Raw genomic sequence first — 24,996 nt, forward strand, 5'->3', positions numbered from 1 at the left:
TTTATGAGGAACCTTTTTTCTTTTTTCAGCTGTCTTACTTCCTCATGAACCCTTTATGAGGAACCTTTCCCCCTTTTTGAGCTGTTTTACTTCCTCATGAACCCCTTATGAGGAAGCTAATTTCTTATTTGCGCTATCTTACATCCTCATGAAACTATAAAAAAAGCTCACCTTATAAAAGTGAGCTTTTTTTAGTATTCAAGTAACTTAAACTTTGTGAAAATACTTCGTCACGCATGATAAAACTAAATCGGCGATCTTTTTTTATGTTTGGTGGAAATTCGTCTAACAATACTGGGCCGTTTGTTTCAAAATAGTGCTTTTGTGTTAAAAGTTCTCCTATTTCGGCAAAATAAATATTTTTTATAATAATTTTATCCTTACCTGTAACTCGGTATTGCCCTAAATAATTAATTTTAGATACATTTCCACCTGTTTCTTCTAAAACTTCACGTTTAGCTGCTTCTTCAGGTGATTCGCCTTCCTCGACTTTTCCACCTGGGAATTCGTATCCTCTTCTTTGATGGTCTGTGAGTAACCATTGGTCTTTGTATTTACAAATAACCCAAACATGTTTTGGATTGAGTGAAAATGGATGTTTCTCAAACGATAATTCAACTGTATTATGGTAAAAATCTTTAAATATGTACATTTTAACCTTCCTACATTCATACTTGTTTTTCCATTGTACTATTTCTATTAAAATGTTTCATCATTATTGAAATAATATTCCTGAAACTTTATGAAAATATTTGATTGCCTTGCATATTGGACAGTATACTATATCATAGTAGTATAACTATTTAGGAGGATATAGTATGACTGGAGTATTTATTGTTAGTGGAATAATTATCGTTGTTGTATTCGGTGCTTTCGTTCTTACTGTAAATAAAGGCTATGGTGTACAACATAAAGTCGATAAGCTAGAAGACGTAAAAATGAAAAATAACCATGATGAGAAATAATTCTAGCAGACGAAAGGTTTGTATATGAATAAAATTTTAATTGGAATCATTAGATTTTATCAAAAATGGATTTCACCTGCAACGCCACCATCATGTAGATTTTATCCTACTTGCTCTAGTTATGGACTAGAGGCAATACAAACTCATGGTGCGCTTAAAGGAACTTATTTAACGACTAAAAGAATACTTAAGTGTCACCCACTACATCCAGGTGGATATGATCCAGTACCTGATAAAATAAATAAGAATACAAAAAAAGATACGGTCAAAGAAACTTGAAATGAATAACAAGTTTAATTTGATCGTATTTTTTTATTTAGTTATTTTTATTGAGAAGTATATTGATAAATCTTTTTAGAAATGCTTCGGATTCTCTCTTCATCCACTTCTACCCCTAAACCAGGGCCAACTGGTACTTTAACTTTTCCATTTATTAAAGCTACCTCTGGAAAAATGAGATCATGCTCCCAATGCCTAGATGAAGCCGAAATATCTCCTGGTATTGTAAATCCGGGAAGAGATGCTAATGCAACGTTTTGAATTCTAGAAATCCCGGTTTCAATCATGCCTCCAACCCAAATTGGAATATTCTTTTCAACACAATAATCATGAATTTCAATTGATTTAGTTAATCCTCCGACTCTCCCAGGCTTTACGGTAATGATTTTGCATGCGTTTAATTCATACGCAATTTGAACATCCTCTATGGAACATATACTTTCATCTAAGCAGACTGGAGTAGAAATTTCCTTTTGAAGAATAGCGTGTTCGATGAATTGGCGTTCGCCGAAGGGCTGTTCGATCATTAACAGATTAAATTCATCTAATTTTTTTAGTTTCGGAATGTCTTCAATCGAATAATCTGAATTGGCATCAATCATTAGAGGGATTGTTGGATAGTTATTTCGTATAGTTGAGACAATTTCGTAATCATTTTCTTTTGAAACTTTAACTTTAAATCGTTCATAGCCTTCTTTTATATATGCACTAATTTGTTTCAACATTTTTATTGGCTCGTCTATACTAATTACTACCCCAACTGGTATCTCTGCCTTATTGCCCCCTAAAGCTTGTGCTAAAGTGATTGAATGTAGTTTACTATACAAATCCCAATATGCACCTTCAAGCCCAGATTTAGCCATTTGATTGCCTTTAAATTGATTTAAATGTGTAGCAACTTCACTTGGATGGTTAAACTGCTTTTTTAATAAGATCGGTATAAAGAAATCCTGTAAAGTATGTAGAGCTGTTTGGATCGTTTCCTCTGTATACCAAGGCTCTGAAAAAGCAACGACTTCTCCATAACCGTATATTCCGTTTGCATCTAAAATTTTAACAATTATACTTTCACGTTTTTCATATGTACCATAGCTTGTTTTAAAAGGTACTTTTAGAGGCTGTTCAATTAAAAATAATTCTATTTGCCTTATCAACATGTTTATTCCCCTTATAGAAGCTTAAGTAGTTCTCTTCTAACTAGCTTGTTTGTTGCATTTCTTGGTAGGTTGTCTACATAAAATATTTCCTTTGGAATTTTATACCCTGCGATTTTATCTCGACAATACTCGATTAGTTCTTCTTGAGACGGAGGATTAGAGGATTTACTAACAACAAATCCAACAGGTACTTTTCCCCAATTCGGGTCTTCTTTGCCTGTTACACCAGCTTCAATGATATCTGGATGCGATAATAGTACTGATTCAATCTCTGCTGGATATATATTCTCTCCACCGGAAATAATTAGGTCACTTCTACGGTCAACTACAAATAAAAAACCATCCTCATCTACATAACCCAAATCACCTGTATAAAGATACTCAGATGAATCAGTTAACTTGGAAAGTTTATAATAACCTTTACTCACGTTCGGCCCTTTGACTACAATTTCTCCTACTTCTTTTGGTAAACAAGTTCGTTGATTGTCTCTTATTTCTAGCGTACATCCAAATAAAGCTTTACCTGCCGAACCAATTTTAGAAAGCATATATTCAGGAGAAAGCGTTGCAACTTGTGAACAAGTTTCAGTCATTCCGTATGTTTGATAGACTGGCACATTTAATGCTCTTGCCTTTTGTAAAAGAGGTAACGGAGCAGGCCCTCCACCAAGTAAAGCTGCCCTTACGCTGTTTAAATCATTTGTACCTTCAACAATGGTTAATAGGTCATTTAATACTTTTGTTACAACAGATAGAATTGTTACATTATGCTTTATGACACAGTCCTTAATGGTATGTGCATCAGCTTTATTCGTTAACACAATTTTCATGCCATAAATGGCACTTTTATATACAGTAGATAAACCACCCACATGGAACATTGGCAAACAGACTAGCCACACATCTTTATGATCTAATCCTAAATTTAATACTGAAGCAATTGCACTGCTCCAATGATTAAAATAAGTTTGTAAAACTGCTTTTGGGAAACCAGTAGTACCAGATGTGTACATCATAGTTGCGATTTTATCGCCATCAAAATTAGACTTGATTGGAAATTCCTTTGATTCGCTGTTCTCCATTTCATTTATATTTAACAGTTTTATATTTTCAGGAATTTTCACCGTATTTGAGTTCGCTACGATTAAAAATTCAGAATCACTATTTTCTAATTGATATACTATTTCGTCATCACTTAATCTTATATTCAATAAAATTGATGTTGCTCCAATATAATGAAGTGCATAAACAACTTCTATAAATTCAACAGAATTATTCATTAAAACCGAAACATGAGATCCGTCTTTTATACCAAAATGGTGAAATTTATATGCAAGATTTATAACTCGATCATGTAAATCCTTAAACGTAATTTCTTCCCCATCTGTTGCAATTGCTATTCGATTAGGGGTTAATCTGACTCTCTCAAGCAAAAAATTCGGAATTTGATTCATCAAAAACACTTCCTGACTAATATCTAAATTTACAAAAGTTCATTAAAGAAAACTCTTCGATTGGCGAAGATAGAGGCGTAGTTGCATTTATACTTAATTCCTAGATTGGACAACTACGTCGAGGTTTCATCTCCGCTGCCAATTTATACTTTCTTAATGTGCAAAAAAGCTTGATGATTTCTCATCAAGCTTTTATCTTCTTTCAAATCAAGGAAAACGTGGGAATTTATCGAAATCAGGTGTACGTTTTTCTTTAAATGCATCGCGACCTTCTTTTGCTTCCTCAGTTGTGTAGTAAAGAAGTGTTGCATCTCCAGCTAGCTGTTGAAGTCCAGCTAAACCGTCTGTATCTGCATTCATTGCTGCTTTTAAGAAGCGAAGTGCAGTTGGACTTTTTTCAAGCATTTCTTCTGCCCATTTAACTGTTTCAGTTTCTAATTCTTCTAAAGGTACTACTTTATTAACTAAGCCCATATCTAATGCTTCTTGTGCATTATATTGACGGCATAAGTACCAAATTTCACGAGCTTTTTTGTGGCCTACAATACGAGCTAAATAGCCTGAGCCATAACCAGCATCAAAGCTACCAACCTTAGGACCAGTTTGTCCAAATTTAGCGTTTTCAGCTGCGATTGTTAAGTCACATACTACGTTTAATACGTTACCTCCACCAATTGCATAACCAGCTACCATTGCAATTACAGGCTTTGGAATAACGCGAATTAAGCGTTGTAAATCTAATACATTCAGGCGAGGAATGCGGTCTTGTCCAACATAACCACCGTGTCCGCGAACACTTTGGTCTCCACCAGAACAGAATGCTTTTCCACCTTCACCTGTTAAAATAATAACACCAATTTTTTCGTCGTCTCTTGCATAAGCAAAAGCATCAATCATTTCTGATACTGTTAATGGTGTAAATGCGTTATGTACGTGCGGACGATTGATTGAAATTTTAGCAATTCCATTATATGTAGAATATAAAATTTCTTCATACTTTCTTTCTTGTACCCATTCAATAGTCATGAAATTTCCTCCTTTTCACTTTTCAATAAAAACCCAATTACTATTGTAGCAAATTTTTCCGAATGTTCCACATGAATTGCATGGCCTGCGTGTGGAATTTTAATAATTTGGCTATTTTCTAGCTTCTCGTTCATTTTCTCCATTATTAAGCAAAACTTTTCATCATATTCTCCACAAACTAATAAAGTAGGTTTTTTAAATTGCTTCAAGTCACTCCATAGAGATGGTTGAATGCCCGTGCCCATCCCTTTTAGACTATTACTTAAGCCAATTGGTGACTGATTTAATCTTCTTTGTTTAATCTTTTGTTGTGACTCTGATGTCAAATTCTTTTGAGTTGCAAATAAGGGAATGTTTTCCCAATAATTAACAAATACTTCAATACCTTCATTTAGGATCATTGAAGATAAATGATTGTCTTGTTCGATTCGAGCTAATTTTTCATTTTCAGTTTTAAGACCAGCCGTGCAGCTTTCTAACATAAGCGATTTAATTTTTGTTGGATAGGCTAAAGCGAAATAGAGGGCTAGTCTACCTCCCATCGAATAGCCTAATAGATGCACCGAATCAATTTGCTTTTTTACTAACAAATCATGTAAATCTTTAGCAGCAGATTCCATTCTGTACCGTTCATCATTAATTGGACAATCTGTTTTCCCATGTCCTAATAAATCAATTGCTATTACATGATAATTTCGTTCTAGTTTACTTATTAAACTTCCCCATGTCTCCTTTGAACCTGTGAAACCATGCAATAATAATATAGTTTGCCCTTGGCCAGATTCAATATATGAATATGTGACCTCATTTATTTTAATTTCCATGAACAAGAACACCTAATTTCATTTCTCGTATTCTGCTTTTACAATGCTCCAAACTTTTTGATGAAGATCATAATTTTCTTTACGACTTGTCTGTATTTCAATAACATGCAATCCATTATTCTTTTTACCTAATTCATCTTCAAGTTCAAACCAATTATGAATTTTCGTATGAACTCCACCGAAAAGGGCAGTTGCATGCTCGAATTCCAATCCTAATGGAGTTCCGAATAACTCTTCAAAATGTTTTTCTTCTTTTGATTGAGGTAAAAATGAGAAGATTCCTCCCCCATCATTATTAACAAGGATCACTCTTAAAGGTAAATGATGTAGTTTAGAAAGGACTAGACTATTTAAATCATGATAGAAAGACAAATCTCCAATTAATAATGTGACACTCTCTCCAGCAGCTGCCATCCCCAATGCGGTTGCAATTGTCCCATCTATTCCATTTACCCCTCGATTACAAGCAATTTTTAACTTTTTAGATTGATTATGTAAAAACGTATCCACATCACGAATAGGCATACTGTTTGAAACAAACAATGTACTTTCTTCAAGTAAATTTTTTGCTAAAACTTGAACGATTTTCCCTTCAAAAAGTTCATCAAACTGTTCTGCTTGTTCTAGTCCATTTTTTGTTTTTTCATTAATTGTTTTCCATTTATTCAACCAATCTATTTCATGACTACTTGTTTTCTCGTATGACTCCAACATTGCATTACAAAACTGGATATCATCACAAGAAATCATTTGAGTTGCTTTTAATGTCGGATCCCTCCATAGGTCTCCTTCATCAATTACAATTAGCTCGCAATCTTTTTGTTTTTGAATATATTGGCTAAACGTTTTAGATACAGGCATTGCTCCGAATCGTACGATAACTTCAGAATCAAGCGAATCAACAATGTCTTCAAAACGAAGAAATGTATCATATGTATCGATTACATTCGAGTCTTCATTCCCATTAATTGTTCTTCCATTTGAAAGAGGATCACATAGAACTGGATAGTCTAATAAATTCCCTAAAGATTTAATCTTCTTTAAAGCTTCTTCTTCAACATAAGGACCACAAACTAATAAGCCTTTTCTTTTTGATTGAAAAAGCTTCGTGAACTCATTACTTGTTTCATTTGAAATTGTTGCAAGAGTTTCAGTAAGTATTGTGTGGGCAGAATTTTTACGCTTTCCTGCTGAGTATATGTCATCAATCGTAAAATTAGGAACTAAAGGTTCTCGAAGTGGCACATTCATATGTACGGGCCCCATTGGAGCGGTCACACATGAACGGTACAGTCGATTAACGCTTGACCGCGCGTATTCGTACATAGCTTCCGAAGCCTCTGGTAAGGCTAGCTCAATGAATTTTTTTACAAATGAACCGTATAAACCAATCTGATTCATAGCTTGTGGTGCACCTATATCTCTAAGCTCATGTGGTCGATCGGCTGTCAGTACGATTAATGGAATTCTTGATTCCTTTGCTTCAGAAATGGCTGGCATATAATTAGCAGCAGCAGTTCCAGAAGTACAAATTAAAACTGTAGGCTGTTTCGTACTTTTAGCGATTCCTAAAGCAAAAAATGCTGCCCCTCTTTCATCTACTGCAATATAAGACTTTAATTTTGGATGTTCATTGACTAACATCGATATTGGTGTAGAGCGTGATCCAGGACTTATTACAACGTTTTTTATATTTAATGCACTTATTTCATCTACAAGAGCACCAATATACTTTGTTAGTGCTTCATTATCTTTCATTTCGTAACCCTCCTAATGCATTTAGCATTGGCAGAAACTTTACACCAGTTTCAAAAAATTCTTCCTCTGGTTTTGAATCTTGTACAACACCACAACCGGCATATAATTTTGCTTTATCTTCTTTAATTAAGGCGCTACGTATGCCTACAGCAAAATCACCATTTCCGTTTAAATCAATCCACCCAATCGGTGCACCATACCATCCTCGGTCCACAGGTTCAAGTTCACGAATTAATTTACATGCCTCTTCCTTAGGAAATCCTCCAAGTGCAGGGGTTGGATGTAATGCTTGAATTAATTCAAATAAAGAAACATGATTATATAATTTCCCTTCAACTGGCGTGAATAAATGCAATAAGCTTTTAGTCGCCATTATTCTTGGTGTTGAAGGTATTGATAATTCATTACAATATTGTTGTAGCGTTTCTCGTATATAGTTTACAACAAAAGCATGTTCACCATTATTTTTTTTACTATTTAATAACCAATTGGCGGCTTCTGTGTTTTCTTCCTTAGTTATTCCTTTTGCGGCAGATCCCGCAAGACACATCGAAGAAACTGTATTATTTTTCTTAGAAATTAATCGCTCAGGTGTAGCGCTAATAAATACAGTATCTTTTAATTGATAAGAAATAACATAGTTAACATTTCTTGTTGCTTCTAATTCATAAATTACTTTTGTTGAATTTACTTCTGCAGAAAATGTTGCATCTAAAGTTCGATTTAAAACAACTTTTTCTAATTCTTCGTTTTTCATTTGATGAATTGCTTCTTTTACGCTTTGAATCCATTCATTTGGTTCAAATTCATCTTTGTTAATACATTCTGATTGTGTAAAGCTTGGTTGCTTCATTCCAAACTTTTCTAAAAAGTCATCATATTCTTTATATTGAAGCAATAAATCCTCTACTGTAGTTTGTTCATTAATTTCATAATTAGAGGTGATGAATGTCCCTTCGTTTGTAACCGTCACCATTAATTTAGGTACATAGAAATGAGAGGTACCAAAATTCTTCCAATCTTGATCATTTTTATAGTTATCAAAAAAAGAGAAACCCCCAAGAGCTATCGGTCCTGTACCAAAGCAATTTTCTTGCTCGATATACACTTGCTCTCCAAAGCGTTTCCATTCTTTTTCTATTGCAGAATACTGTTCTTCTGTACTATGATGAAAAGGAACTAAAGTACCAATTCCTGTGAGAATTAACGAGTTTTCTTGGTTTGACCAATAAAAGCGTTCAGTAAAACCCAATTCATGATAAAAATGGTAAACACTTAGGGGATGGATATTCATTATTTTTTCCACTTTACAAATGAAGCGTTTTGAACAAGCTTTTGCCTTTTGAAGAGAATGCTCAAAGAAGGCAATCGATTCCATTTGACCTGTTCTAAGCATAATAGTTCCCCCTAGCTTAAATATACGTTAAATACATGATATAACTAAAGATACAACGATGAATGTAGACTGTCAATTTTATGAAGTTCGTCCATACTTTTTTAAAGTAAAATGACCTACATTTTCAAATAATATTAAAAAGGAGGATGTTAAAATGCAACCAACAGTTCAATCTCCAACTTCCTCAACAGGTTTTAGAACATGGTGGAATTTATTAAGACCACATACATTAACCGCAGCGTTCATTCCTGTTGCGATTGGAACAATGTTAGCGCACATAGCTCACTCATTTCATTTACTTTTATTTCTTTCCATGCTTATTGCAAGTTTACTAATCCAAGCCGCTGCAAATATGATTAATGAATATTATGATTATAAAAGAGGGCTAGATCATGAAGGTTCTGTCGGTATCGGTGGAGCAATCGTAAGAGATGGTATTAAACCTTCAACTGTTTTAAATCTTGCTTTTACTTTTTTTGGTATCGCTCTTCTATTAGGCATTTATATTTGTACTCAAAGTAGCTGGTGGATCGCAGTTATTGGACTTATTTGTATGGCAGCAGCTTATTTTTATACTGGTGGACCACTTCCAATCGCATACACTCCATTTGGTGAGTTAGTAGCGGGCTTTTTTATGGGAGTTGTAATTATTGGTATTACTTACTATATTCAAGCTGGAAATTTACCATCAAATGTGATCTTACTTTCGATCCCTACTTCAATTACAATTGGAGCAATCTTAACAGCAAATAATATTCGTGACCTAGATAATGACAAAGAAAATGGACGTAAAACACTTGTTATCTTATTAGGTAAAAAGAATGCAATTATCTTTATTGGTTCATTATTTGCAGTTGCATATGCTTTAGTTATTTTATTTGTTATCATGAATTTAATTACACCTTTTGCACTTATTTCATTAATAAGTATTCCTGTTGCAATAAAAGCAACAAAAGGATTTATAGGTAAGACCCAACCAATGGAAATGATGCCAGCCATGGCAGCAACAGCAAAAACAAATACTATAATGGGATTCCTTCTTGTTATAGGCTTAATAATTGGAAATATTTTTTCCTAATTAAGGCAGAACAATTCCTCAAAAAACTTAATTCATGTTTTCCTCCTTTTTGAACAAAATATGGATAGTCATATTCATTTATTGAAAAGGGGGAGCATGATGCTTTCACAATCACAAATCCAAACATTTAAAAACGAACTACTTAAACAAAAAGAACATATAGAAGAAAGACTAAATGACCCAGCATTTACACCATACTCACTTAGAGATTCTGTTGATGAGCTTTCACTTGCAGACAACCACCCAGGTGATTTGGGTACTGAATTATTTGAGCGTGAAAAGGACATATCTCTTCATGAGCATTTAAGAAACGAACTAGATGACGTTAATACAGCGTTACAAAAAATTGAAAATGGAACATATGGCATATGTGAAGTAAGTGGTGAAGAAATACCTTTTGAACGGTTACAAGCTCTTCCTACAGCAAAAGCGATGATCGAACATACTCACGATCAGCATATTTCAAGTTCAAGTATAAGATACGATCGCCCTGTTGAGGAAGAAGTATTAAACCCACCATTTAGTAGAGATCCTAAAGACCGCTCAATGATGTATGACGCTGAAGACGCTTTACAAGATGTTGAAAGATATGGAAATTCTCAAACTCCGTCAGATTTTGAATTTAATAATATCGAGGAGTATGGAAGCGCATATACTGAGAGCTATGAAAATGTTGGTTATGTTGAGGAATTTGAAAACTTTATCGGAACTGATATTTATGGAAAAAATCGAACTGTCTACCCTACAAGAAAACATGAACAATATGAACAAGATCTTGATGACTATGAAGAACAAGCTTTAAACGGAGAATTATCTGAAATTGATGTGAAAGACATTGAAAAGTACTAAATGAGTTAATATTTCATTAAAAAACGATTACTCTAATGTAGTCGTTTTTTTTATATTTTGAAATTAAATACATATACTTAATCAAGACAACTTACTTGAGGAGGTTTTATGAATATTAAGTTAATTGTTTTATTTTTCTCCTTATACTGTTTATTTTTTATTTCTTCTATTTTATTTCCGATCGACTATGATTGGTATAGTCACCTAATTAAACCTAGCTATACTCCTTCTGGAAAAACAATCGGAATCATTTGGGCATTCTTGTATTCTTTCATTTCTTTAAGCGTATGTATAATCGTTTCTTTAGGAGAATCCTTTAAAAAAGCAAAATGGTTTTATATTCTATTTATTATTAATTATGTTTTTAACCAGTTGTTTAGCTATTTTCAATTCAAACAAAAAGATTTACTTATGGCTACAATTGACTGTGGACTCGTCTTTGTTACAGCAATTCTTTTAACGATGATCGCATATAAACATTCAAAAACTTCATTTGTATTACTCATTCCTTATTCTATTTGGTCATTATTTGCAACCTTTTTAAATTACAATATCTACGTACTAAATCGATAGATTTTTAGATTAATATAAAAAAGGCATCCTAAAAAAGGATGCCTTGAACATAACAAAAATTATTTTTTGTTTACGTTAGCTGCTTGTGGTCCACGGTTTCCTTCGATGATTTCGAATTGAACTTCTTGACCTTCTTCTAAAGTTTTGAAACCTTCGCCTTGAATTGCAGAGAAGTGTACGAATACGTCGTTTCCACTTTCAGTTTGGATGAATCCAAAACCTTTTTCGCTGTTAAACCATTTAACTTTACCGAATTCCATCGATAATACCTCCTAAAAATACATATATACACTATTAATGCGTGCATAAAAGAGGGATAAAGAAAAAGAACGTCATTGTCCAATCGGCTAAAGGATTGCTACAACATTGAAAGTGGTCAAAACTTCTTTTCAAGACAAAGAAAAATGAGCGTTACTAAAAATTTTGTAGTGCAAATGTATCGTTAATTTCTTACCTTCAAATAAATATGCAGTTAATAGTAACTTAAATATATCATATCTAAAAAAGTGCGTCAATGACACTTAGGCTTAATTGAGAGAATTTTTTATATAATTCTTATAATTTATCTTTTATACATTTTGACCTACCTAGCTTCTTATAAAAATGGCATATTTTCTCATTAAATAGTTAAAATAAATGAGGATTATGTAATAATTTATCAAATTTTTTATTATTAAATAACTAGATTTTAGTATTACAATATTTGTATAGTTAAACTAAAAGGAGGCATAAAAATGAAAAATTCTCATGAAGTTACATATAAAATTCATGGCCATGATATGCAGTTTGTACAAGTAGAGCTTGATCCAAAGGAAACAGTCGTTGCTGAAGCTGGAGCAATGATGATGATGGATGATGGGATCGAACTTGAAACAATTTTTGGTGACGGTTCACAGCAATCAGGTGGATTATTTGGAAAATTGGTTGGAGCGGGTAAGCGCCTTGTTACAGGTGAGAGCTTGTTTATGACTAGTTTTACAAACCGATCAAGCTCATTAAAAACAGTTAGTTTCTCAGCACCATACCCTGGAACAATCATACCTTTAGATCTACATGAGTATGGAAATAAAATTATTTGTCAAAAGGATTCTTTCTTAGCCGCAGCAAAAGGCACTTCAGTTGGGATCGAGTTTAGAAAGAAATTAAGTACCGGCCTATTTGGTGGCGAAGGCTTCATCATGCAAAAACTCGAAGGTGATGGTCTTGCTTTCTTACATGCTGGTGGTTCAATTTACCAAAAAACTCTTCAACCGGGTGAAAAAATTAAAATCGATACCGGATGTATTGTTGGATTCACTGGTGATGTTAATTATGAAATTGAATATGTTGGAAATGTAAAAACTGCACTTTTTGGAGGAGAAGGTCTATTCTTCGCTACATTACAAGGTCCTGGAACAATTTGGGTTCAATCATTAACTTTAGCAAGATTAGCTTCTCGAATTGGTCAATACTTACCAAGTTCTTCTAAGGAAGAAGGAAGTATATTAGGTGGCCTTGGAAATTTACTGGATGGTAATGATTAATTCAGACTACTTTAAAAACGTTTTTTGATTACATACAAAAAACTAGTCAACGAATTCTTGACTAGTTTTTTTCTGTACTATTAGATTACTTCTTCTTCTTCTGGTTCTGTCTCACGTAATTTGTAAGTAAAGGTTGGAGTATAATCATAATCCAACTGCATCTTCTTTACGCCTTCAATATAAGTCGATAAATGGTGACTATTCTTAATAGACCCTTTATTTAGTGAGAAAGTGATTGGATGTTGCACTTGAACGTATTCTAAATAAATGTTTAATGGCTTCACTTCTACTTTAAAGGGTGGGCTTAAAGGGACCATATCATATAAATTTACAAATCTTAAACTATGCCTAACGTTTTCATCGTAGTTTTCTTTAAACTTTATATTTCCTACTTTTGGAGAGCCAAATGAATAGACATTTGGGTTACAAATTCCAGTCATTGCTATTTCATATCCTAATAACGTGGCCAATGAACCACCTAAGCTATGACCTGTTATGAATATTTTTTTTGAAAGAGCCTTTTCCTTCACAATTGCTAAAAGCATTTCTCGACAAGATTGATAAATTGATAGAAACCCCGAATGGACACTCCCACCGTTCATCACATAAGGAAATAAGTCTTGATCAATTTTTAAATCAGCTAACCAATCCAAATCTGATTTCGTTCCTCGAAACACAATGATTACGGATTCATCATTTTCAATAATATAGCCAAACCATTCTAGCTGGCCAATTGCACATGCTTTAATTGTATCTACTAATGAATAGCTTGCAGGAATCATAAATTTACCATCATTATCAAACTGAGCATATGCCTGTTCAATGCAAAGTAATAATTCTAAGGCCTTATCATAGTCAACTGAAAGGAATTTCAACGTATCTCTCCTTTCTTGCTTTTCATCATTATATGAAAAACCTCCTAATAATCTAAGAGGAGGTTAAGAATGGTGTAATGTTCTTTGATGAATATTCCATATTTCTGATGCGTATTGACGAATCGTGCGATCACTCGTAAAAAACCCCGATTTCGCAACATTATTAAGACTTTTTATAGCCCAATCTCTTTTATTTTGATACGTATGATTAATACATTCATGAGCTTTTACATATGAAGAGAAATCTCTAAGTAAGAAATACTCATCATTATAAGACATGAGCGAATCAAAAATTGGTTCAAATTCTTCCCTTGGTAAAGGAAATAACCCGTGAAGCATTTGATCTAACACCTTTTTTATTCGTAGATCATGATGGTAATAATCACTGCTTTTATATCCACCGTATTGGTAATAATTTAATACCTCGTCAGCTGTAAGTCCGAATGTAAAAATATTCTCCTCGCCAACTTCTCTTAAAATTTCAATGTTTGCACCATCAAGTGTACCAATCGTTAAAGCACCATTCATCATAAATTTCATATTCCCAGTACCCGAAGCTTCTTTACTTGCTGTCGATATTTGTTCACTTACATCCGCTGCTGGAAAAATAATTTCACCTAGTGAAACTCGGTAATTTTCAATAAAAACTACTTTAATAAATTGACTTATATAGCGATCATTATTAATAATATCAGCTACTGAATGAATTAATTTAATGATCTTTTTAGCAAAGTAGTAGCCTGGAGATGCCTTTGCTCCAAAAATAAAAGTTCTAGGATGCATTTTAAAGTGTGAATCTTCCTTCAAACGATTATATAAATACATGATATGTAAAACATTTAGTAATTGTCTTTTATATGCATGCATCCGTTTTACTTGAATATCAAAAATTGAATCTGTATCTAATGCAATTCCATTTGTATAGTGAACATAATTTTCGAGAACTTCTTTTCTCTTTTTCTTTACATTCATAAATTGCTCTAAGAATGCATCGTCATTTTGATACTCTAATAGATTCTCAAGTTGAGTTGGTTCGTGTATCCAACCGTCTCCGATCGAATCATTTATTAAGCTACTAAGCTCAGGATTACATTGGAGTAACCATCTTCTATGAGTAATACCATTTGTTTTATTATTAAACTTGAATGGTTCATACTCATAAAAAAGCTTCATTTCTCTTTGTTTTAAAATTTCAGTGTGGATTTCAGCAACTCCATTAACGCTCTTACTGCCTACAATTGCTAAATGAGCCATTTTAACGACTCCATGAGCAATAATAGCCATTTGTTCAATTCGATCCCAATCACCTGGGTATTTGTTCCAGAGTTCTTTACAATATCTTTCATTTATTTCTTCTACAATCATATAAATTCTTGGTAATAATGGCTTAAATAAATCAACTCTCCATTTTTCAAGTGCTTCTGATAAAGTTGTATGATTCGTATATGAAATCGTTTGAGTTGTAATTTCCCACGCTTCATCCCAGGATAACTTTTCAACATCGATTAATATTCTCATTAACTCAGGAATCGCTAAAACTGGATGTGTATCATTTACATGAATAGCAATTTCTTCATGGATCTTACGAATATTACCGTACTGCTCCTTATATGAATCTACTATTCTTTGAATACTTGCAGAAACTAAAAAATATTGCTGTTTTAGACGTAAAATCTTTCCTTCATCATGTGTATCATCTGGATATAAGAATTCTGACACTGCTTCAGCCTCTCGCTTATATTTCATCAGTGATTTATTTGAGGAATGAGTAGACGCTTCAGCACTCCATAATCTTAATGTATTTACAGTGTTTGTATGATAGCCGATAATTGGTAAATCATATGGTACCGCTGTGATTGCTTCTGCACCATGAAGGCGGAATTCCAATCGATTTTTATTATTAACTGTTTCTACTTCTCCACCGAATAAAACTTCAATTGCTTCATCATCTCTTCGAACTTCCCAAACATTTCCGTATTTCAGCCATTGTTCAGGTAGCTCGACTTGATATCCATCAACAATTTTTTGGTCAAATAGGCCATGTTTGTAGCGGATGCCACATCCATGACCAGGCAAGTCTTGTGATGCTAGCGAATCTAGAAAACAAGATGCTAGCCGTCCAAGTCCACCATTTCCAAGACCAGCATCGCTTTCAAACTCCTCAAGAGCACTTAAAGAAATTCCTAATCTCTCGAGGCCAGATTCACATAACTCTCTAAGCCCTAGATGAATTAAGTTACTTTTCATAAGCTTTCCTAATAAGAATTCAATTGATAAATAATAAACTTGTTTTTTTCGCTCTAATCGGTATTGTTCACTCGTACCTAACCAATTACCGCTTATATGTTCACGAATCATCGTTCCAAGTGTTTGAAATTGCTCTTGAGTAGTGCTATCTGCAGTACTCTTTCCATGCATACTTTCTAGCTTCTCTTTAAAACTCCACTCAAACTCCTCCACACTAGAAAACATGGAATCACCTCGCCCTAAAAGATTTTTACTTTGAAGACTGCATATATAGTTTTGCATATTCTTTAGCAGATTTTAACCAACTTGAATCTTTTCTAATTGCATTCCTTCTGACTGATTTCCAATGTTTTTTATTCTCATAAATACTCAATCCACGTTCAATTGTGTGAAGCATATCGTGAGCATTATAGTTAGTAAAAGTAAATCCATTTCCACTCTTCGTCTCTTCATTATATGACTGGACAGTATCATTTAGCCCCCCAGTCTCTCTTACGATTGGAACACACCCGTATTTCATCGCAATAAGCTGACCTAGTCCACATGGCTCAAATAGTGAAGGCATAAGGAATAAATCTGCACCTGCATAAATCTGATGAGCAAAGCGTTCATCAAATCCAATGTAAGCTCTAACTTTATCGTAGTAGTTATGCTCCATTGCTTTAAAAAAGTTTTCGAATTCTTCATCGCCAGAACCTAAAATTACTACTTGGACATTATGATCCATAATTTGTGGGAATACATGTTGAATAAGATCAATACCTTTTTGACTTGTTAATCGGGAAACCATTGCAATAATAGGAATATTCTCATCAATTTTTAATTCAAGTGACTCCTGCAATTTCAATTTATTATCTGTCTTATTTTCGATTGTAAATTCATCAAAATTAGAGTGTATTTTCCGATCAGTAGCTGGATTATAAATTGTTTCATCAATTCCGTTTACAATCCCAAAAAGTTTGTGATCTTGCTCACGTAATAGTCCATCTAATTGCTCTCCAAAAAATTCATGCTTAATTTCTTCTTTATATGTTGGACTAACAGTTGTTACGAAATCACTTGAAATAATTCCAGCTTTCATAAAGTTGATACAATCGTAAAATTTTAAATAGTCATCGCGAAAATATTGTTCATCAATTCCTAACATATCGTCCATTACTTCTTTTGAAAATACGCCTTGGAATTGAAGGTTATGGATTGTAAATACAGATTTTATTTTTGGATTAATATCTTTTAATGCGCCATACTCTTTCATGAAAAATGGGATCATTGCAGTATGCCAGTCATGACAGTGAATGACATCAGGTTTAAAGTCTAATTCTTTAATACACTCAATTGCAGCTAGTGAAAAGAATGCAAAACGCTCTCCATCATCAAAATGACCATACAACTTATCACGATTAAAATAGTACTCGTTATCGATAAAATAATAAGTTGTTCCTTCTACTTTCAATTCAAATAAACCACAATACTGTTTTCTCCAGCCTAGATTTATAGATAGCTCTTTTACTAGCTTAGCTTCATCTCTATATTTAGCGGGAATTAACGAGTAGAATGGAAGCATTACTCTTACATTCGTATTTAGTTTATTTAAATACTTAGGGAGAGCGCCTGCAACATCTGCAAGCCCTCCCGATTTAACAAAAGGTACACATTCTGAAACAATATATAAAACATTTACCACTGAATCAACGCTCCTTGGACTGAACCTTTTTGAAGCACTACTGGCTCACTTAAGCTTCCTTTTATTTCAACACCATCTTCTATTCGAACATCTTTATCTAATATAACGCCATCTAATATACAATTATCTCCAATGTTTGATTTTTGCATAACAACACAATTTCGAATAATTGTATTTTTTCCAATTTTCACAGCTCTTGAAATAATACTATTTTCAACTGTTCCCTCAATTTCACATCCATTAGCTACAATTGAATTTTTCACAATTGCTTCTTTTGAATATTTTGTTGGTGGCTCATCTTTAACCTTAGTAAAGACAGGATAAGATTTTAAGAATAATTGATTCCATATCTCAGGATTTAATAATTTCATACTTTGCTCGAAATAATCCTCAATTGTTTGAATGATTGAAACTTGTTGAGGTATTTCATACGCACTTAGTTCAACCTCATTATTTTGATCGCGTACAACGTCCATAATTGTTTCATAGCCTTTTTCGTGGAAGTTTTCAAAAAGCTTTAACAATAACTCTTTTTCAAGGATATAGATATTTAAAGATTTACCGAACTGCTTTAGCTCAGTAATTTGTGCATTTGTTTCGATATGTCTCTTTAAAACTGGTCTAAAATCCACAGAGCAAATCGTATAAGTATTTGCTACTACTACATACTTTTGAGTAGAACGTTGTAAAAATTGAATATGCTTTTCGATGAAATCGAATGTACCAAAAGCTCCATCAGTTGGTTCTGGCGTAAAAATAAATAATCCATCCTTTTTACGATTTAAGTCCCAATGTTTACCGGAGCCTAAGTGATCAATAATTGATCGATAAGGTTGATCAGGAAATACAGCAACACTCGTAATACCAGAGTTCACCATATTACTTAACATAAAATCGATCAAACGATATCGACCTGCATAAGGAAGTGTTGCTAATGGTCGATGCTGTGTTAACGGCTTTAAAGATTCAAAATGTGTTGACGCCTCAATTATTCCTAGCATAGTATGTTTCATCAAATAACCCTCTCAATCTATTTTTCTATTTGAGGAATGAGCCACCTCTTATTCTTCGCTTGTTACTAGAATTACCTCTTCATAATCTTTCTCAGGACCTAACAGGCTTCCATCAGGAATAACCATTCCAGGAGCTACTACAGCACTCTCAATTCGAACATCTTTTCCAATAACACAACCTGGCATAACGACAGAATCTTTTATCATACTGCCTTCTCCGATTGTTACACCTTGGAATAATACAGAATGTGATATAAATCCTTCAACAACACATCCCTCATTAATTAGAGAGTCTTCAACGATTGCTGTAGGTGCAATATATTGTGGCGGTTGATTTGGATTAACTGAATATATGCGCCAATCACGGTCATAAATATTTAGTTCACTATCTTCATTTAACAAATCCATATTTGCTTCCCATAAGCTTTTTACTGTACCAACATCTTTCCAATAACCTTTGAAAGGATATGCAACTACTTTTTTCTTTTCTTCTAATAAAAGCGGAATAACATCTTTACCAAAGTCATTACTTGATTCTGGATTACGATCATCCATCTCTAAAAACTCTTTTAAAACATTCCATTTAAAAATATAAATTCCCATTGATGCTAAATTACTCTTCGGATATTGAGGTTTTTCTTCAAATTCTATAATATCCATTTCATCATTTGTATTCATAATTCCGAAACGGCTAGCTTCATCAATCGGAACTTCGATAACTGAAATCGATACATCTGCCTCTTTTTCAATGTGATAGTCTAGCATTTTACTATAGTCCATCTTATAAATATGATCACCTGAAAGAATCAAAACATATTCAGGCTGATATTGCTTTATATAATTTAAGTTTTGATAAATTGCACTTGCAGTACCTGTATACCATTTAACTCCAGATGCTTCTGAATATGGTGGTAAAACAGTTACCCCACCATTTAAGCGATCTAAATCCCATGCACTTCCTATACCAATATATGAGTTTAGTACTAGTGGCTGATATTGAGTTAGCACCCCAACAGTATCAATACCTGAATTTGTGCAATTACTTAAAGTAAAATCTATTATTCGATATTTACCTCCGAAAGCTACGGCTGGTTTTGCTAGTTCTTTTGTTAAAGAACTTAATCTACTCCCTTTTCCCCCTGCTAGTAACATTGCTACGCATTTTTTCTGAACCATTGCTGCTAATCCCCTTTCGCATTTTAACTGGACGAATGATTGTAAAACTAAAGGCAGGTAATGCTATTTCAATACTGTATGGAAAACCATGGTATGGTATTTCTTCTGATTCAATGGCAGAACGATTTATTTTACTATCTCCACCAAATTGTATATAGTCACTTGAGAGCAATTCTTTATATCGATGCTTTGCAGGTACTCCAATTCGATATGTGTCATAAGAACTTTCTCTAAAATTACAGATTACGATGACATAATCCTCTTTGTTTTTTCCTTTACGGATAAATGAAAATACACTTTGATCTGCATTATTTGCATCAATCCATGAAAATCCATCCCAATGATTATCAACTTCATAAAGTGATTTATTTTTTTTATAAATCGATAATAATTCTTTGAAATATTTGTTCATCTTGGAATGATATTCATAATCTTTAATCATCCAATCAACTTGCTCTAAATCCTTCCACTCATCAAATTGCCCAAATTCACTACCCATAAATAGGAGCTTCTTACCTGGATGAGATAAATAATAACCAAATAGTACTCTTAATTGAGCAAACTTTTCCTCATATGTACCTGGCATTTTATTTAACAAAGATTTCTTACCATGTACTACTTCATCATGTGAAAAAGGTAAAACAAAATTTTCTGAGAAGGCATATAAAAACGAGAAAGTCATCTTATTATGATGATGCTTTCTTTCCGTTGGGTGAGTCTCCATATAAGTCAAAACATCATTCATCCAACCCATATTCCACTTAAAATTAAAACCTAATCCACCTTCGTATGTAGGTGCAGTAACTAATGGCCAATCAGTAGAATCTTCTGCAATCATTAATACTTGCGGATCATGTTCAAATACCGCTTCATTTAATTTTCTTAAAAACTGAGTTGCAAAAGGATTCTCTTCATTTCTATTTTTCCAATATAATATATTTGCAACAGCATCTACCCTGAAACCATCAATATGAAAATACTCCATCCAATATAAGGCGTTTGAAATAAGGAATGATTTTACTTCTGGTTTTGATAAATCAAAATTCGCTGTTCCCCATACTTCATTTTCTCTAGCATCATAACCTTCATATTCATATGTCGGTTCACCATCAAACATGTATAATCCATGAGAATCCTTACAAAAGTGACCAGGCACCCAATCCATAATGACTCCTAATCCGTTCTGGTGACATTCGTCTATAAAGCTCATTAGTTCATGAGGATTTCCATATCGACTAGTAGAAGAAAAATATCCTACTCCTTGATACCCCCAAGAACGATCATATGGATGTTCGACTAATGGTAAGATTTCAATATGTGTAAAACCATGATCTTTTACATATGGAATTAGTTCTGTCGCTAATTCTGCATAAGTGTAGAAATCACCGTTTTTCTTCTTTTTCCAAGACCCTAAATGTACTTCATAAATTAAAACAGGTTCTTCATATACAGACTTTTTAAATTTCTGCTTACGATATTTTGCATCTTTCCATTTATACCCCGAAAGATCATAAACGATCGAAGCTGTGCTTGGTCTTAGTTCACTATAGAAAGCAAAAGGATCACTTTTTAATAAAACTTCACCACGTTTGGTCGAAATTTCATATTTGTATATCGTCCCATGACCAATTTCGGGGATATATATCGTCCAAATCCCTTGATCGTTCAACTTTTCCATTTTATGTTCAGAACCATTCCAACTATTAAAGTCCCCAACAACTGAGACACCTTTCGCATGTGGAGCCCACACTGCAAAAGTAGTTCCAACTTTATTCCCTTTTTTTACAACATGTGCCCCAAAGCATTCATGGCTATGGAATAAACTTCCCTCATGGAATAAATGCACATCAAACTCAGTTGGCCGTGTCAAAAGCAACATCCTCACCTCATTACAATCTCTTAAATTCTTCTATCTCTTAATATTCTACAAATATATATATTCACCTTGTTTTTATGCAAAAAAAATTCAAAAACTTTTTTCGTAAAATGAATAACCATTCATGAAACCGTTGTCATTGTTGCGTTTGTCGTAAAAATGTCGAATTTGTCGAACGAATATTGATGTATATTTATACATATTATTTCGAAATTCCCTTGTAACAATTTGTAAATTTTTGATTTTTCATAAAATTTCATACATATTTCACACTTTTATAACATATAAACTTTATTTTTAAAAAGAATTGTAGAAAATTGTCGGATTACGGGGGAGAGTTTTTTTTGAAAAATATTTAGAAATCATTAGCAAATTATTTAAATATTTAGATGAAAAATAAAAAAATCTTTAAACCGAAATGCATATTGATCAAAATAGTGAATTTAAATTACCTGACTTATATTTTAGGCAATTCAACAAAAATTATTGAGATTCATGTAGATTCGCTTCAAACTTACTAAAGCTTGGGTATATTTACCTACTTAGGTAGGTCTTATTATTAACTCAATAAAATAACAATCGTAATATAGTAAAAAGGATCTTCGTTTTTACGAAAATCCTTTTTTGGCTTATTATTTAAAAGCTTATTAGGCTTGCATTCGCTTATTTGATGTTATTACACGTAAACGAATATCTGAAATCAGGAATACCCCACATAAAATGACAAGAAAACCAAACAACATCCCTAATGTAATATGTTCTTTCAAAATAAGAATACCCCAGATTATTCCAAACACTGGAATTAAAAAAGTAACACTTAATGTTTTGGTAGGCCCAACACTTTCGATAAGATAAAAATACAATAAATATGCTATAGCAGTACAAAATAATGCTAATCCTAGTACTGCCAATATCGCAACTCCTGATACGTTATCTGTAGACTCAGTGAAATTTAAAAATGTAAAAGGTAAAAGTAAAATTGCAGCACCAATTTGTTGACCAGCTGCAAGTGAAAGTGGTGGTACTAAGGCAAATGCCTTCTTTGCATAAACACCCGCAATTCCATATGAAATAGCCGATAAAACTGCTAGTCCAATTGCTATTTTAACATCATAAGTAAAGGGAATTGAACTCCATCCTACTAACAAGATCACTCCTATTACTCCCACTATTATTCCAGTTAACTTGCGAATACTCAACCTTTCTTTTGTCCATAAAAAAACAACCAGCGCTGTAAATAATGGCGTCAAAGAGTTTAGAATTGATGACATTGAGGCTGGCAAATATAATGCTGATGTAGCAATTAATGTAAATGGGATTGCTCCATTTAATGCCCCTATTATTAAATATTGTCTCCATCTCTCTTTAAAGTGTAATGACTTTTTAGTAATAATCAAATATAGCACCAGGGCTAACGCAGCAATTGTAACTCTTCCCTCTATTGTTAAAATTGGTCCAAAAACAGGTGAAGCAATCCGAATAAATAAAAATGAAGCTCCCCATAATGCAGCTAGACTCAATAAAGCTATTCCATCTTTTAACTTCATTTATTTAACCCCTTTCTGAATGTAGTTGGAGTGTAATTAAAATGATGACGAAACATGCTTGAAAAATGTGCAGAGCCTTTAAAACCAAGATTATGAGCTATTTCAGTTATAGTTTTCTCAGTATCTCGTAATAATCTCAAAGCTTCAATCATTCTTAACCTAGTTGCGTATTCTAACGGTGATAAACCTGTTGATTTTTTAAATAATCTTTGCAAATGAAATTTACTTACTCCAACTTCAATTGCTAACCGATCCAGTGTTAAACTATTTCGATATTCTTTTTCAATAAAATGTTTGGCAGATAAAATAATATCCTCCTCATTTGAGTGAAGTAAATCAGGACGACATCTTTTACATGGACGGTACCCATCTTTAATTGCCAAAGAAAATGACGGATAATATGACACATTTTCTTTTAATGGGGTTCTTGACTTACAAGAAGGTTTACAACAGATTCCAGTGGACTTAACTGCATAAATAAAAACTCCATCGTAGTTTTCATCGCATGATTCAACTGCATCCCACATGACCTGATTATTTAATCCGTTCATTTAATCACCTCATCTTTAGCTATTCACATTTTAACACTAAGATCATGCGCTTGCTTTCAATTTCTTGCTTTCTAATTTCTTTGGTCTTGTAATATTTATTATTTGAAGAACACTTTAAAAAAATGGATTTAAACGACGTTTTAACTAAAAGGTGAGGATAAATGATGTTGGAATTTAAAATGAGTGAAAAAGACTTTAAGTTTTGATAATGAAGAATATTGACCCGAATGAAGATTAATGGAAAAGGAAAAGGGCGAGAGCGTGGAGAACTAAGACTAAGATGTGCTGTTTCCATTACTTTATTTGTAAAATAGACAGAAACCATATTGAATCTATGAGAGTTAACTCCCTGTACATCCTAAACGTACAAAGAATACTCTAATATAATGAAGAAAGACATATTCAATTAAAGCTCGTTCACTAAAGTCATAAAAAAGACAAATAAAAAAACTCAGTTACCTGTGTTATCACAAATAACTGAGCTTTAGATATGACCCGTACGGGACTCGAACCCGTGTTACCGCCGTGAAAGGGCGGTGTCTTAACCGCTTGACCAACGGGCCAAAAAAAAATATGGCAGAGAAGAAGGGATTCGAACCCTCGCACCGGTTACCCGATCTACACCCTTAGCAGGGGCGCCCCTTGAGCCACTTGGGTACTTCTCTATCATATGGCTCCGCAGGTAGGGTTCGAACCTACGACCACTCGGTTAACAGCCGAGTGCTCTACCACTGAGCTACTGCGGAAAAATTAATTTTAAATTTAATGGTGGGCCTAAATGGACTCGAACCATCGACCTCACGCTTATCAGGCGTGCGCTCTAACCAGCTGAGCTATAGGCCCATTAAATTTTATAAAAAAGCGGGTGATGGGAATCGAACCCACGACCGAAGCTTGGAAGGCTTCTATTTTACCATTAAACTACACCCGCATAATATGGGGCGACCGATGGGAATCGAACCCACGAGTGTCGGAACCACAATCCGATGCGTTAACCACTTCGCCACGACCGCCATAAAGAGTGCCGACTAGAGGACTTGAACCCCCAACCTACTGATTACAAGTCAGTTGCTCTACCAATTGAGCTAAGTCGGCTTATTAAAAGCTAATTTATTTACTTATTTATTTAAGATGGTGGCTCGGGA

The 24,996-nt window shown here is 33.6% G+C and carries 22 protein-coding genes and 7 tRNA genes; 6 read left to right on the forward strand and 23 right to left on the reverse strand.

The features are described 5' to 3' along the window. Positions 1-172: 172 nt before the first annotated feature. Positions 173-652, reverse strand: a complete 480-nt coding sequence (ytkD, locus tag COJ46_RS18800; protein ID WP_097979311.1) for an RNA deprotection pyrophosphohydrolase — start codon at positions 650-652, stop codon at positions 173-175. Positions 653-818: 166 nt separating this feature from the next. On the opposite strand from ytkD, the gene ytzI reads away from it, so the two are divergent. Together ytzI and yidD are read left to right on the forward strand one after the other, a co-directional pair. Then, positions 819-965: a YtzI protein gene (ytzI, locus tag COJ46_RS18805; RefSeq protein WP_097979312.1), complete on the forward strand. Its 147-nt coding sequence runs from the start codon at positions 819-821 to the stop codon at positions 963-965. Between the two features lie 24 nt (positions 966-989). After that, complete coding sequence (yidD, locus tag COJ46_RS18810; protein ID WP_097979313.1) at positions 990-1,244, forward strand: membrane protein insertion efficiency factor YidD; 255 nt, start codon at positions 990-992, stop codon at positions 1,242-1,244. A 47-nt stretch (positions 1,245-1,291) separates the two neighbouring features. Here the strand turns inward: yidD and menC are convergent, their stop codons facing one another. The 6 genes from menC to COJ46_RS18840 all read right to left on the reverse strand — a co-directional run bounded on the left by menC (position 1,292) and on the right by COJ46_RS18840 (position 8,859). Next, complete coding sequence (gene menC, locus COJ46_RS18815; protein ID WP_097979314.1) at positions 1,292-2,401, reverse strand: o-succinylbenzoate synthase; 1,110 nt, start codon at positions 2,399-2,401, stop codon at positions 1,292-1,294. A gap of 11 nt (positions 2,402-2,412) precedes the next feature. Further along, complete coding sequence (locus tag COJ46_RS18820) at positions 2,413-3,855, reverse strand: o-succinylbenzoate--CoA ligase (protein ID WP_097979315.1); 1,443 nt, start codon at positions 3,853-3,855, stop codon at positions 2,413-2,415. Positions 3,856-4,062: 207 nt separating this feature from the next. Then, complete coding sequence (gene menB, locus COJ46_RS18825; protein WP_097979316.1) at positions 4,063-4,881, reverse strand: 1,4-dihydroxy-2-naphthoyl-CoA synthase; 819 nt, start codon at positions 4,879-4,881, stop codon at positions 4,063-4,065. Continuing rightward, positions 4,878-5,705 carry a 2-succinyl-6-hydroxy-2,4-cyclohexadiene-1-carboxylate synthase gene (menH, locus tag COJ46_RS18830; protein WP_097979317.1) on the reverse strand — a complete coding sequence of 276 codons (828 nt, stop codon included), beginning with the start codon at positions 5,703-5,705 and terminating at the stop codon, positions 4,878-4,880. The genes menB and menH overlap by 4 nt, the downstream gene beginning before the upstream one ends. 18 nt (positions 5,706-5,723) lie before the next feature. Continuing rightward, the gene (gene menD / locus COJ46_RS18835) at positions 5,724-7,463 is read right to left on the reverse strand and encodes a 2-succinyl-5-enolpyruvyl-6-hydroxy-3-cyclohexene-1-carboxylic-acid synthase (RefSeq protein ID WP_097979318.1); all 1,740 of its coding nucleotides are present in this window, start codon (positions 7,461-7,463) and stop codon (positions 5,724-5,726) included. After that, positions 7,453-8,859: an isochorismate synthase gene (locus COJ46_RS18840; RefSeq protein ID WP_097979319.1), complete on the reverse strand. Its 1,407-nt coding sequence runs from the start codon at positions 8,857-8,859 to the stop codon at positions 7,453-7,455. The genes menD and COJ46_RS18840 overlap by 11 nt, the downstream gene beginning before the upstream one ends. Positions 8,860-9,013: 154 nt before the next feature. Here COJ46_RS18840 and COJ46_RS18845 point away from each other — a divergent pair, with 154 nt between their 5' ends. The 3 genes from COJ46_RS18845 to COJ46_RS18855 all read left to right on the forward strand — a co-directional run bounded on the left by COJ46_RS18845 (position 9,014) and on the right by COJ46_RS18855 (position 11,359). Further along, a complete protein-coding gene (locus COJ46_RS18845) occupies positions 9,014-9,937 on the forward strand; it encodes a 1,4-dihydroxy-2-naphthoate polyprenyltransferase (protein WP_097979320.1) in 924 nt (307 codons plus the stop codon). Positions 9,938-10,036: 99 nt separating this feature from the next. Next, positions 10,037-10,786 carry a TraR/DksA C4-type zinc finger protein gene (locus COJ46_RS18850; protein WP_097979321.1) on the forward strand — a complete coding sequence of 250 codons (750 nt, stop codon included), beginning with the start codon at positions 10,037-10,039 and terminating at the stop codon, positions 10,784-10,786. 108 nt (positions 10,787-10,894) lie between these two features. Further along, positions 10,895-11,359, forward strand: a complete 465-nt coding sequence (locus tag COJ46_RS18855; RefSeq protein WP_097979322.1) for a TspO/MBR family protein — start codon at positions 10,895-10,897, stop codon at positions 11,357-11,359. A gap of 59 nt (positions 11,360-11,418) precedes the next feature. On the opposite strand, the gene COJ46_RS18860 is transcribed toward COJ46_RS18855, so the two are convergent. Then, entirely contained in the window at positions 11,419-11,619 is a 201-nt protein-coding gene (locus COJ46_RS18860; protein ID WP_056473269.1) for a cold-shock protein, read from the reverse strand. Between the two features lie 474 nt (positions 11,620-12,093). On the opposite strand from COJ46_RS18860, the gene COJ46_RS18865 reads away from it, so the two are divergent. Beyond that, positions 12,094-12,882 carry a TIGR00266 family protein gene (locus tag COJ46_RS18865; RefSeq protein ID WP_097979323.1) on the forward strand — a complete coding sequence of 263 codons (789 nt, stop codon included), beginning with the start codon at positions 12,094-12,096 and terminating at the stop codon, positions 12,880-12,882. Between the two features lie 80 nt (positions 12,883-12,962). On the opposite strand, the gene COJ46_RS18870 is transcribed toward COJ46_RS18865, so the two are convergent. The 15 genes from COJ46_RS18870 to COJ46_RS18940 all read right to left on the reverse strand — a co-directional run bounded on the left by COJ46_RS18870 (position 12,963) and on the right by COJ46_RS18940 (position 24,946). Beyond that, positions 12,963-13,757 (reverse strand): lipase family protein, encoded by a 795-nt coding sequence (locus COJ46_RS18870; RefSeq protein WP_097979324.1) that lies wholly within the window; start codon positions 13,755-13,757, stop codon positions 12,963-12,965. Positions 13,758-13,820: 63 nt separating this feature from the next. Then, positions 13,821-16,229 carry a glycogen/starch/alpha-glucan phosphorylase gene (locus COJ46_RS18875; RefSeq protein WP_097979325.1) on the reverse strand — a complete coding sequence of 803 codons (2,409 nt, stop codon included), beginning with the start codon at positions 16,227-16,229 and terminating at the stop codon, positions 13,821-13,823. A 25-nt stretch (positions 16,230-16,254) separates the two neighbouring features. Beyond that, entirely contained in the window at positions 16,255-17,688 is a 1,434-nt protein-coding gene (gene glgA / locus COJ46_RS18880) for a glycogen synthase GlgA (RefSeq protein ID WP_097979326.1), read from the reverse strand. Continuing rightward, on the reverse strand, positions 17,682-18,701 hold the full coding sequence (locus COJ46_RS18885) for a GlgC family sugar phosphate nucleotidyltransferase (RefSeq protein WP_097979327.1): 1,020 nt from the start codon (positions 18,699-18,701) through the stop codon (positions 17,682-17,684). Before COJ46_RS18885 ends, glgA begins: the two co-directional genes overlap by 7 nt. A gap of 48 nt (positions 18,702-18,749) precedes the next feature. Continuing rightward, positions 18,750-19,877, reverse strand: coding sequence for a glucose-1-phosphate adenylyltransferase (locus COJ46_RS18890; protein ID WP_069034771.1), 1,128 nt, complete (start codon positions 19,875-19,877; stop codon positions 18,750-18,752). Next, the gene (gene glgB / locus COJ46_RS18895; RefSeq protein WP_097979332.1) at positions 19,825-21,753 is read right to left on the reverse strand and encodes a 1,4-alpha-glucan branching protein GlgB; all 1,929 of its coding nucleotides are present in this window, start codon (positions 21,751-21,753) and stop codon (positions 19,825-19,827) included. Before glgB ends, COJ46_RS18890 begins: the two co-directional genes overlap by 53 nt. Before the next feature lie 647 nt (positions 21,754-22,400). After that, positions 22,401-23,300 carry a DMT family transporter gene (locus tag COJ46_RS18900; RefSeq protein ID WP_098566190.1) on the reverse strand — a complete coding sequence of 300 codons (900 nt, stop codon included), beginning with the start codon at positions 23,298-23,300 and terminating at the stop codon, positions 22,401-22,403. Continuing rightward, positions 23,297-23,851 carry a bifunctional transcriptional activator/DNA repair enzyme AdaA gene (locus COJ46_RS18905; RefSeq protein ID WP_097979329.1) on the reverse strand — a complete coding sequence of 185 codons (555 nt, stop codon included), beginning with the start codon at positions 23,849-23,851 and terminating at the stop codon, positions 23,297-23,299. Before COJ46_RS18905 ends, COJ46_RS18900 begins: the two co-directional genes overlap by 4 nt. A 491-nt stretch (positions 23,852-24,342) precedes the next feature. Then, a tRNA-Glu gene (locus tag COJ46_RS18910) sits at positions 24,343-24,414 on the reverse strand. Between the two features lie 11 nt (positions 24,415-24,425). Next, positions 24,426-24,516 (reverse strand) — tRNA-Ser (locus COJ46_RS18915). A gap of 6 nt (positions 24,517-24,522) precedes the next feature. Then, positions 24,523-24,597 (reverse strand) — tRNA-Asn (locus tag COJ46_RS18920). A 20-nt stretch (positions 24,598-24,617) separates the two neighbouring features. Then, a tRNA-Ile gene (locus tag COJ46_RS18925) sits at positions 24,618-24,694 on the reverse strand. Positions 24,695-24,711: 17 nt separating this feature from the next. Then, positions 24,712-24,782 (reverse strand) — tRNA-Gly (locus COJ46_RS18930). Positions 24,783-24,788: 6 nt separating this feature from the next. Further along, positions 24,789-24,864, reverse strand: a tRNA-His gene (locus COJ46_RS18935). A gap of 9 nt (positions 24,865-24,873) precedes the next feature. Continuing rightward, a tRNA-Thr gene (locus COJ46_RS18940) sits at positions 24,874-24,946 on the reverse strand. Positions 24,947-24,996 lie beyond the last annotated feature (50 nt).

Source organism: Bacillus sp. AFS077874 (assembly GCF_002566505.1).
Classification (GTDB): domain Bacteria; phylum Bacillota; class Bacilli; order Bacillales; family Bacillaceae_G; genus Gottfriedia.